The organism is Actinospineispora spinosispora DSM 44797, from assembly GCF_000429025.1.
In the GTDB taxonomy this organism is placed as follows: domain Bacteria; phylum Actinomycetota; class Actinomycetes; order Mycobacteriales; family Pseudonocardiaceae; genus Pseudonocardia; species Pseudonocardia spinosispora.
In genome coordinates this window covers 1-11,560 of record NZ_AUBB01000071.1, presented here as the reverse complement: position 1 = coordinate 11,560, position 11,560 = coordinate 1, and the positions used below count along the sequence as shown (strand labels likewise).

Below are 11,560 nucleotides of genomic sequence, written 5' to 3'. Positions count from 1 at the left end.
AGCTCTACCTCACCCGGTGTGTGACCGGATCGCGTGTCCCGTGACGCATCAGCGTCTGGTGCGCCGTCGCCGCGCGGTCGGAACTTCTGGTGGAACTCGTTGTTCAGTGCCGCCCGCTGGGCGTCGCTGAGCGGCGGGGTCGTGGAGGTCGCCCGCCCGGCCAACTCCCGTAGCGCGGCATCCGAGAGCCGTGGCCGGTTCCGCGCGGCCCACCAGAGTCGGAAGCCCGCGTAGACCAGCCCGCCCAGCCCGGCGACCACCGCCGACACCCCCAGTAGGACCCCGCGCATGCTGGGCAACTGGCTGGGATCGCCGATGTCGGTCGCGGACGCGGCGAACACCAACAGTGCGTCGGCATGTGTGGCGGCGTGCGCGACGTCGGGTACGGCGAGCAGCCCGAGGGCCGCGAAGACGAACCCAGCGAGCACCGTCGCGGCGATGCGTCCCGGTGAGGTGCCACCGATGTCGGTCGTTGCCGTGCGCAGTGGCGGCGACCGCCCCCGAGCCGCCACAACCGGTGGACTGACCTCATCGGCCCCGGCACCGGTGATCCGATCGTTGACCGAAGCGTTCACCGCATCCCCGGTGAGCGGTACCTCCCCGCTGAGCTGGGTGCTGGTGGCTGACGGCCGGGTGTCGTTGTGTGCCTGCCCAGGTGCGGATCCGCTCAGAGTGATGGCGGTTGCGCGGTGGGCGTAGGCAGCGGCGCGGTCGGCGTCGTAGGCCGCGCGTCGCAGGTATCGGTGGGTGTCCCATGGGCCGCTGCCGGGCGTGGCGTGCCGGTCGGCTTGGACGAGTCGCTGATCGCGGGCTCGCTGGTAGACCCCGGCGGATACATCGGGCTCGGCGACCCCGGCCTTGACCGCGTCGGCGTGTGTGGTGTTCACCCCGATGTCCCGCATACCCAGGCGGTCCAGCAGTGTCTGCAGGTGGCCGGTGTTGAATTCGGTGTCGGGCGCGGCCGCCAGCCGCAGCCGTCCGTCCAGCCGCAACGCGGCGACCGCGTCGGCCAGCACGTCCAGCAGCACACCGGCGGCTGGATCAGCCGGATCGGTCAGGTTGTCCACCTGGATGTAGCGGTAGTGGGCCGTCGGCGGTCCGGTCGCGGTCACCTTCGCGCCGTCGAGCACCAACCCGGGACCCGGCTCGGTGCTGGTCACCGGGGTGCTGGTGCCGACCTGGGCCGGGCGCGGCAACGGCTCCCACCACCGGTTCTGGCGGGCAGCGTGCCACGGGGCCGCCCTGGTCAGCGCCGTCCACAGCCGGCCAGGTTCGACCCCCAGCCGCCGCGCCAACCGGTACACCCCGATGTTGCGACCGCCCGCGGACAGCTGGTCGAAGGCCCGCGACGCGATGATCGGCGACATGTCCGGTGCCGGGCCGGTCGGGTCGAACGCCCGCCGGTAGAACGCCGCCAGCTCCCGGGGAGACCACAGCTGCGCCAACTCGTCCATCACCGCGTGCTGAACCTCGGCGAACCGGTCCACCTGCACCGCAAGCACCCCGGGCCCACCCACCGGGTCCCGGCGTACGACCAGACCCTGCCTGCGCGACGTCGCCCCATCCCGCGCCGACTGCGGGTCCAGCTCGGTCAGCCACCGGTCGAACGGAACCAACCCGATCAACCCGACCACCGGGTTCGACGCACGCCGCCGCCGAACCTCGTCACCCTGACGCCTACTCAACGGCTCAGACGACAACTGAACACCCGACACATCCGGCGCTGACCCAGCCAGCTCAGTCGTTGTCACAGAGGTGACATCCTCGGCGCTCAACAACGTGAACGACTCGTAGTGGTCCCCGGAGTAGTAACGGTCCCCGGATTCACCGACCACTAGCCGTAGTGGGCCCTTGTCTAGCGCGGTCATATCCGGCACCACGTATTCGTGGTAGTAGCCGGGTGGGCGTTGCGGCAGAATCCCGGCCACGTTGCGGAACACGGTGCCGTCCTCGAGGTAGCGGGACGGGACCCCGAACCAGATCCTGGACCACACTTCAGCGGCATCCGGAAGCGCAGAGAGCGAATGCACCGCAAACCCGGGATTCTGCCTGGATGCCCTGTCTGCTGCGACTGACATGTCTTCAGCGCTGAGTCTCGCGATGATGCGGCGAGCGCGAGCGCGATCGCTTTCTCCGGGTGATGCACTGGCAGGCTCGGCTCGGCGAGCGGCCACGTAATCGATGTCACCCTGCCGGTAGATGCCATAACGGCGCACACCTGGCGGTGCTTCGATCGCGGCACGAACCTGATCCGCGTTGGCCCGCAGCTTCATCTGGCCCAGCCGTCCGAGCAGCTTCTTCATCGGCATCGACTGGTAGCCGTTCCCGGCCATCACTGTGTGAAGGTCGTCGAGCAGCGTCCGAACGGTATCGACCACCGTGATCGTCTTGTAGTTGTTGCCGGTGTAGTAGCTCTCCCCGAGTTCCCCGACCACCAGCCGACGAGCATCGCTGACAACGCGAGCGCGGCGGGGACCTCGGGTCTTCGTCTCCGACCCTGCAACGGACACCGCGTACTCGTGGTAGTAGCCGAGTGGGCGTTGCGGCAGAATTCCGGCCTCGTTGCGGAACACGGTGCCCTCGCGGAGGGGTGACAGGTCTCCTAGCCTGAGTTTGGCCCAGACCTCGGAGGCCTCCGGAAGTGCGGAGAGTGCACGCACCTCGAACTCGGGGGACTCCTTGCGCGCTCTCTCCACCGCGCTGATCAGGTCTTCCTCAGTGAGTTCTGGAGTGCCGCCGCTGAGCGGAGCGTCGCCGGTGTGCGGCGCCCGGCTGTCCGTTGCGGCGCGCTGGTTACTTCCGTGGGTGTCGTAGCCGGACGGCAGCTGGAAGGGCGGCGCCGTGTCGCTGGGTCGCCAGGTCCGGGCCAGTTCGTCCCAGAACTCCACCAGGTAGTGCTGCAGTGCCAGCAGCTGCGGATCGATGCCGGGCTGGTGCTTGATGTAGTGGAGAAGGCTGCGGTGGTCCGCCACTTCGGTGAGCAGTCGCTGAACCCAGAACGCGTTGTACTCCCGCTGCCTTGAGAACATCGCGGCGTCAACGACGTGCTGCCACTCGTGCGCTAGGTAGCCGGCAGACCGGATCACGGTCGGGTTCAGTTCGGTGGGCACCGCGCGGACCCGGAACGTCTCCGCGCGGAACACCATCAGGCTCTCCCGAAGGAGAGTGAAGGCCTTGGGCGCTGCACTGATTTCCCCCTGGTTCCGCCATTCCTCGTCAAACTTGTCGACGGAAAGGATCCGGACGCGGACCCAGGGGTCCTTCATGGCGGAAAGGTTCCGGGGCCGGACCAATGGATCCTTCGTGGACCGGTACAGGAACGCGCCGGGACCGCTGCTGATGGCCAGGGAGTGCGCGGCCTTGAACCCTCGGCGGACGCCCTCATCGAGGGTGTCCCAGTTCTCGACGATGAACGAACGCTCGGGGTCCGCGCTGTTCCAGTTCACGACACCGGACTGGAAGTTGAGCGCTTTCAGCTGCTTGTGGAGCTCAGCGACCCGGGCGGTCAGCTGCTGGGTCTCTTCGGCTGAGAGGTTCGGTTCGATCAACCGGTCCCGCAGCGGATTCAGGTTGTTCCGCACCTGACTTATGGCGTTGTCCAGAGAGCCCAATGCCGAGACGGAACTCCGGACCGGGCGGCCGGTCCCGGCCGCCAGCAGAGCCTTCAGTCGGTCGGTTACCTCGCTGAGCGGGTCGGTTACCGAGCTGCGCGTAGCGTCGTACTTCTTGTTCTCCCGCTCCCGGAGCCCATTCCACGCTGCGGCCCATACCTCGCGCAGGGCGGGGAGGTGCTCGGCGGGGAACCGGCCGAAGACCGGCACCGCGGTACCGAACGGCGCGCCCCTCGGGCTGTCGCCGCTCAGGTTCCGGGTGTCGTCCGCCGCGCGGGGGTTGCCGCCCCGGGCCGGGTTGCCAGCCGAATGGGTGAAGGCTGCTGCCTCGCCGCCGGGAACCTCGCCTGCGCTGGGGTGGCGGAGTGCGGACCTGCGTCGCCTGTCGTCATCGGTATTGGCCGGCAAGAACAGTCCGGTCCCGGTCGCCTGGTAGCGCTTGCCAGGTTCCTCGGCGCGGTTCGCCGAGTTCCCTGAGGCCGACGGGACGCGGGACGCGGGTGGTACGGACCCGCTCAGTGGAGTGCTGGTCCCCTTGCCGGGACGGGACGTGCGGGTTCCGGCGTTGCGGGGGAGCGAGCCGCCGCCTCGGTGTCCGGCCGGCGCGAGGGTCAGCCTCGGCGAGCCGCTCAGCATGCGGATGCCGCCGCTGGTGGGTGAGGTCTCTTCGGCGCGCACGTGGAGCTCGGAAGCGGGCGAGTGCTCCTTGTCCTCCTTCGAGCTGCTGGCACGGGGGGTCGCCGGGCCTCGTGACCTTCCGTCGAGCACACCGTGGGCATCGAGGGTGCCGATGAAATCGATCATCTGGTCGACGGTCCCGATGTGCAGCTGGTGGTTGGTGTCGTCGGCGGACAGCACGCGGCCGAGCAGTTGGCCGGATTCGTTCCTGACCGGTGCGCCGGAGACACCCTCGTGGCGGGCGTCGGCGGCACCGGAGACACCGAACACGCCCTGTGTGGGCAGGCTGTTGACCTCGCCGTCGGTCACCCGGATCGGGCTGATGTCGTCGCTCGTCGCGGGGAAGCCGGTGATGTCGACCTTTCCGTCGACTTCGGGCGCCACCGGGGTCAACTCGGTGAGGGTGAGCGCAGGCAGCTGATCGGCCAGGACCTGCACCACCGCGACGTCGTTGTCTCCCGCGATGCGATGGCGGCCGAGGAACTGCGCAGGCGCCAGCGTCCCGTCGACCTCCAGCGCGACCAGGGTCCCGCCGTGTGGAGTTGCACCGTCGAATTCGTGGCCGGTGCTCACGAACAGGATGTACCGCCCGACCCGCCGGAACGGGATGAAGGTGGCCCGCTTCGAGCTGTCACCCGGGATGTACACCAGGCCCCGCGCCACGCTGTTGCCAGCGCTGAGCGGGACGACCTTGGACTTCTCGGCCGGTGGGGACAGGCCGGATACCTCGCTGAGGTCGTCCTTCGGTGTGGCGTGGCCGTCGGATGTGTCCTGCGGACCCTCCTTGTCGTCGGGGCGTGGGGTGCTCGGCTCGGGGTCCTCGTCCGACCCGTCGCCCGCTAGGTCGCGGCCTCGGCCCGGCCTCTTGAAGAACACCTGGTCGGGGTGGGCGGGGAGCGGGGTTTCGGGGAGCTTGTGCGGCACGGGAGCGGACGCGGGGGCGGGACCGTGGCGGCGTTCGACGTCGATGTGCAGCACGGCGGTCGCGACCTGCATCCGCTGGAAGCCGTCGAAGTCGGATATCCCGAGCAGCTTCCCGGTAGCCCAGCCGCGCAGCAGGTCCAGCTCAGCGGCGGTCAGCTTGCCCTTGGCCGCCCGACGGGCGAGATCCGACCCGGAGGCGGACAGCCGGTCAGCCACGTCCGGAATGCCCAGGATGGACAGCAGCGCGGCGCGGTTGTCCAGAATGTCCTGGGGCAGCACCGTGCCTGCCGGCAGAAGCTGAACCGCCAGGTGCTGCAGAGCCGCGTTCGACTGCTCGTGGGTGAAGTCGGGCCCGGCCAGGAATTCGGCCAGCTCGCCGGTCGGCGCGTTCGCGTCGGGCAGGAAACCCGGCCATCCGAGCGGCCAGTCCAGCAGTGCCCCGCGCAGCGACGCGATGGCGGCGTCGCTGAGACCGGCATCGACGAGCAGCGCGTGGGCCTCGCCCCGCATCTCGGCATCGGTGAGTGCCTTGGTGGCCGCGGCGAGGCTCTTCGCCTTGACCTCGGCGATCACCGTCTTGGTGAGCCCGGCTTCGGCCAGCTCGGCCTCGATGAGCGCCTGGACCGCGGCCGGCCGGTTGTTCGCCTTGACAGCGGCGATGGCGTCGTCGGTGAGACCGGCTTGGGCCAGCGCGGCGCGCGTCTCGGGGCTGAGCCAGGTGCCGGGGAGTCGGACCCCGGTGAGCGCCGCGATGGCATCGTCCCGGTGCAACTCATCGAGCCTGGTGAGGACGGCTTCGGTGAGACCGGCTCGGGAAAGCTCGGTGCGGTCGGCGAGGATGAGTGCCTTGATCGCGGCTTGGCGGTGCTCCGCCTCGATCCCGGCGAAGACCTCCTCGGTGAATCCGGCTCTGGCCAGCTCGGCGAGCGTCTCGGGGCTGAGTTCGGTGTCGTTGAGTGCCGCGATGGCGTCGTCGCGGAGCTTCCCGGTGAGCTTGGCGATCACGGCCTTCGTGAGACCGGCTTCGGCGAGCGTCTCGGCGTTGAGTTCGGTGCCGTTCAGCACCGCGATGGCGTCGTCGCGGAGCTTCCCGGTGAGCCCGGCGATGACCTGATCGGTGAGCCCGGCTCCGGCCAGCGCGGCGCGGGTCTCGGCGTTGAGCTCGGTGCCGTTGAGCACCGCGATGGCGTCGTCGAACAGGCCGGCCCCGACGAGTCTCGTGGCGTCGAAGCCGGCGTCGCGCAGCGCACTGGCGTTAGCGGCCCCGAGCCGGTCATCGACGAGGGCGCCAAGCCCGGCGATCGAGGTGTAGCCGGCCGCGCGCAGCTTCTGGTAGGCCTCGTCGGCCTCCTTGCGGCTCAGGCCCTTGCCGTGCATGTCCGCGATGATTTCTTCGACCCGGTCGTCCTGGTTCCACAGCGACCGCACCGCCGAGGGAAGACCCTGCTCGGTTGCGCGCAGCCCCTGGCGGACGTGCTCCCACAGCGGGACGGACCCTGGCTGGTAGTCCTTGATGAGCTGGTCGCGGACGACGGCCTCGGTCTGGATGTCCGCCGGTCCTCGCAGCCCCTTCAACGCCTGGTTGAGCTGCCGCTTCGCCTGCCGCTGGGAGATCTCCAGCTTCTTGGCGATCTCGGCCGTGGTGTATCCGTCGGTGTAGAGGACGAAGGCCTTGCGCTGGGTCGGGGTCAGTGCCGCGACCCTGGGCTGGACGATCGGCACACCAGCGGCCGGTGCGTTGGTGGCCGGTGCACCGGTGGTTCCCGGGGTTGCGGCGGTGGGGGTGCCAGTGGTTCCGGCTGGTGTGCCCGCGGTTGCCGCTGGGGTGCCCGTGGCCGGTGTGCCGGTGGTGCCTGCCGGTGCGTCGGCGGTTCCGGCGGGTGCGCCTGCTTGCGGTCCGGCCTTGTCCCACGCGTCCGCGATGGCGACGAGTGCCTTCAGCTGGGTGTCGCCGCCCAGGTCCTTGGCCAGCGGGATCGAGCGGGTCAGTGAACGCTCTGTCCGCTTGTCGTCGGGCAGGTACCTCGGCGGGACCATCCCGAGGGTGTGCATGAGCTGGCTGCGCATCTTGAAGCGCGAGACGTCGTGCGCCTGGTCGATCAGCTGACCGAGCCTGGGGTGACCCGGCTGCTCGACCTGCCGGTCCCGCAGCTCCCCTCGGGCTTCCTTGTCCAGCGTGAAGTACTGCTGGGTGACGATCTCGCCGACACCGCCGGGGTTGCGCAGCCGGTCTACCAGTTCCTGGTGGGCCTTTTCGTCCAGGTTGTTCTTCAGGAACTGGTCTTTCTCGGAGAAGATCTTGATGAAGAGTCCGGGCGCCCCGTTGCGGGCGGTACGACCCTTGAGCTGAATCTCCGAGGTGAACTCGGAGCGCTCGAGTTGGACGACAGCGAGGCCGCCCTTGTCCAGCACGGCTTGGCTGACCGCGATGTCCACGGCTCGGCCCGCGATGTTCGTGACGACCGTCACGGTGTTGGGCTCCAGGCCGGCGTTGCGCAGTGCCGCTTCGTCCAAGTTCTTGGCGTTGACCAGCTGGACCTTGGTGTCGGTACCCGCGAACCGCTCGGTCAGCGCCTTGAACCAGGTCTCCGATGACTTCACCGTCCGGGCGGCGGCCACTACCGGCTGACCGTCCTCGATCAGGGAATGGATCACGTCGAGACCGACCTCGCGGTGCAGCGCCTCGGGAAGGTTCATCTCAGGCAGCTCGACCAGCCGGCTCGAGCGGCTCGGCGGGGCCTCGACCACGTCGCGCAGCCCGTAGAACTCGGCGAGTTCAGGCGCCCAGTACCGGGCGGTGGCCGACGCGCCGGAGATGTGCTCAAGGTCGTAGAAGCTCAGCAGGTCACCGGCGGTGATCCGCGCCTGTTCCTCGGTCGGCCGACCCAAGAGCACCCGGTCCTTGGTCGGCCTGCCCAGGCGCAACCCCTGCGTGCGGGACTTCGCCTCCCTGCGGTAAATCGCCTCGACCGCCTCGTGCAGGCCCTCCGACCAGCGCTGACCGTGCATGAGGTCACCGATCATGTTGTTGATGATCGTGATCGAGTCGCCCCGCTTGGCCGCGGTGTCGAGGATGTGGTCGATATCGGGCTTGATGATTCCCCTGGCGTACACGGCGTTGTTCAGGTGCGCGCCCAGCTTGCCGGTCAGCCATTGCCGCAACAGAGGGTCGTTGCGCAGGCGCTCCTTGCCTGCATCGCTCAGCTTGGCGGTCCGCTTGTCGTAGTCGACCTTCAGCTCGTCCGGCCGCAGGCGGCTGACCAGCTTCTCGGCCTGGATCTCCTGGTTCCACCTGTGGAGCGTCTTCGCCCAGTTCACCGGACGCGCCAGGATGTGCGGGGTGGCGTTGTCGAGCAGCACGTGGTCGATCTCGTCGATGACGATCCCGGATTTCCGGTCGATCGCGTACGCGCTGCGATCCCGGTAGGCGTCCCGCAGCCTGGTGAACAGCGCGGTGCTGGCGTCGGAGACCCGGATGTCGGCCTTGAACGCCTCGGTCAGCTCGGCGTGCGACATCCCGTCCAGAATCTCGCTGGCGGTCAGGCCCAGGTGCTCGGCTACTCCCTTGGCGAGCTTGATGGTGTTGGCGACCTCGCCCTTGCGGTGCACGAGGATGTCCCCGTACCGGCCTTCCAACACGTGCCGGAAGGCCGTCGCCACCACGACGAAGCTCTTGCCGGTACCGGTGAGGCTGTTCACCACGGTGCCCCGGCTCATCCGGTCGATGATGGCCAGCTGGACATCGGTCAACACGACGTCCTTGCCGAGCGTCTTCATGAAGGCCGTGATGGCCTTGCCGATCAGGCCGTTGAACTGGGCCCGCTGCGCGTCGGTGGCCACCCCATCCTTGACCTGCTTGATCAGGTCGCGGACGGTGCGCGCGTCGGAAGGACGCTCGGTGGCCATCTCCTGCCTGGCGATCTTGATGGCCTCGGTGTGCGGCGCGGTGAGCGCGTCCTCCCAGGCCTTGCGTGCCGCGTCCTTCCGGTCGAACGCGGTCTGTTCCGCCTCCCGAAGCTTCGCCACGTGGTCTTGTGCGTCAGCGAGCGTCTTGGTCGCGGCGTCCTTGGCGGCGCCGGTCTCGGTTTTGGACACGGCCTCGGTGGCTCGCTCGACGGCCCGAGCGGCTCGCCTGGTCGCGCTCTCGCCCAGCCAGCGAGTGAGCGCGGACTGCGCGTACTGGGCTTCCGTGCGCCGGTGCTCGGCGAGCGCGTCGGCCTCGCGCTGAATCTGATCCGGAGTCCGGAACTCCTTGACGGCTGATCCGGTCGTCTTCCGGACGAGCCGACCTCCCGAGCCGGGCCCCTGAGCGAAGCTGCTCTTCCTGCCCTGCTGTCGCTCGACCGGCTTCGTGCCAGGCCGACGGCTGCCGAACAGCTTCGACCGCCGCTCCGCGGACTTGGCCTTCTGGATCGTGGCGCCGACCCGCTCGAAGGTCTTGAAGGACCTCGGGTTACCCACCTCGAGGTCGCGGACCATCACCGCATGTGGGCTGCGCGGCGGTGTCGCGGACTCGATCCGGTTGCCCGCGGCGTCGTGGTCGACGTACTTGACGCCGCGCGGGAACTCGGCCGATTCCGGGACTCGCTCGGCGTAGCTCAGGTGTCCAGCGCCGTCGCGGCCCTTGCTGAGGATGCCTGCCTGTTTGCCGACCGGCTGTCTCTCCAGCAGCCTGCCCAGGTTCCTCGACCCGATCAGCGGGCGCAGAATCCTCGGCGCAAGACCTTGGAACCTGCCGTTGTAGTCCCTCTCCAGCTCCGGCAGTACCTTGCCGGCGATCTGGTCGGCGGGCGTCGCGGGGCGCGCTCCCGCCTCGGGATCGCCCAGCTCACCGCGTAGCCGGTTGGCGCAGCTGTCGCATTCGTTCAGCCCGTCCCGGAAGTCTCCCGGGTCCTGCTTCCCATGCTCGCGCGCCGCCTGGTTGTCAGCGGCCGTGCCCGGTTCTCCAGAGCCGGTGTTCTCGGGCTCCTCGGCCCGGGTGTCTGTGGTGTCGCGTGGACGGTTGTTGCTGCGTGCGGCGTCTTCAGCGGCCTTCCGCTCAGCGGCGGTCAGCTTTTCGTTGGAGCCGCGCGGTAGTTCTTCGTAGGTGCGCTTGCCGCCGGTGGCGGTGTCATTGGTGCTGGTGCCTGACTTGACCTGCGGATCGTGGTAGATCGTGGGGCCAGGGTTGGCACGTTCCTTGGCTTCGGTACCCGGCGGGCCGTTCTTGGGGGCCTCTTCCAGGGTGGTCTTCTGCCGAACCTGTGGGTCGATGGGCTCGCCATCGGTGCTGGTCGCTGCTGTCGGGGCCTCCTCGGGCGTGTTCTCCTGCTCGACTGCGTTCTTCTTGCCTGTGTTCTTCTGTGCTGAAGGGTCAGATCCTGCGTCGGTTGCGTCGCCTCTGGACGAATCCGTGGTGTCGGTCTTGGTTTCCGGTGGCCCGTTCGCCACCGGCTCGGGCTCCGGCACGTTGCCGGAGGTATCGGTTTTGCGGGTGACCTCGCCGAACAACGGATCGACGTGATCCGGCGGATCGCCGGGCACTCGCGCCGGGTTGTCCGGTGTCTTCGTCCTCTTCTTGCCGACACCCTTGCCGGCCGCGACCTCGACCGTGGGGCCGGGTGGCGGAGCCGGCGGTGGAGTGGGCGACTGCGGATCATTGCTCTTGCGACCAGGACCGTGCCGGTCACCTGGGGCGTGCGCCGCACCCGGGTGTCCGCCTCGATCACCACGTACTGACGGTGTTGCGGTACTGCTGGTGTCACCTCGCCCGAACGGAATCAGGCGATCCCACAGACGACCCAGCGGACTGCGCCTGTTCGGCGAGACCGTGCTCGTCTTCGTGCCACCGGCATCGCTACCGCGAGCAGCGGCTGGCTCACCGTTGCCCTGAGGCTGCTTGCCGACCTGCGGGTCTCCGTTGGTCTTGCCGGTGGCGGGGTCTGTGCCGATCCTCGGGTCGTTCTCGTGGAACGGTCCGGGGTTGGTGCCTTCGGCGTAGGGCGATTCCTCACCGGCAGGCTTGTCACCGGCTGGTTTGTCGGTGGCGGGTTCGCGGCCGATTTGTCGTTCGGCGGGGTTGTTGCGGTCGGCGATGATCTCGTCGCCGGTGCGTGTTCCGCCGCCGTGGCCCAGCTGGCCTGGTTCGGGAGTGCGGGGGTTGTCGATCAGCGGGTCGGCGTGGCGGCCGGTGCCCTCGGTCGCCGCGACGCCCGGGTTGTGGGGGGCGTTCGCGCCCTTGGTGCTGTCCGGAACCGATGTCCGGCTGCCCTCATCAGCGGCCTTGGAGCCGCGGTTGAACAGGCGGTCGAACAAGCTCGGTTTCGGTTGCGCGGCAGCCAACGGTGGCGCGCCTGGTGCCTCACCGG

General features: G+C 68.9%; 1 protein-coding gene. It reads right to left on the bottom strand.

Annotated features, from left to right (window positions below; translation table 11 throughout):
* The coding region (locus G406_RS49240; RefSeq protein ID WP_156935110.1) for a ribonuclease domain-containing protein at positions 1-11,534 on the bottom strand (11,534 nt) is incomplete at its 3' end.
* Positions 11,535-11,560 lie beyond the last annotated feature (26 nt).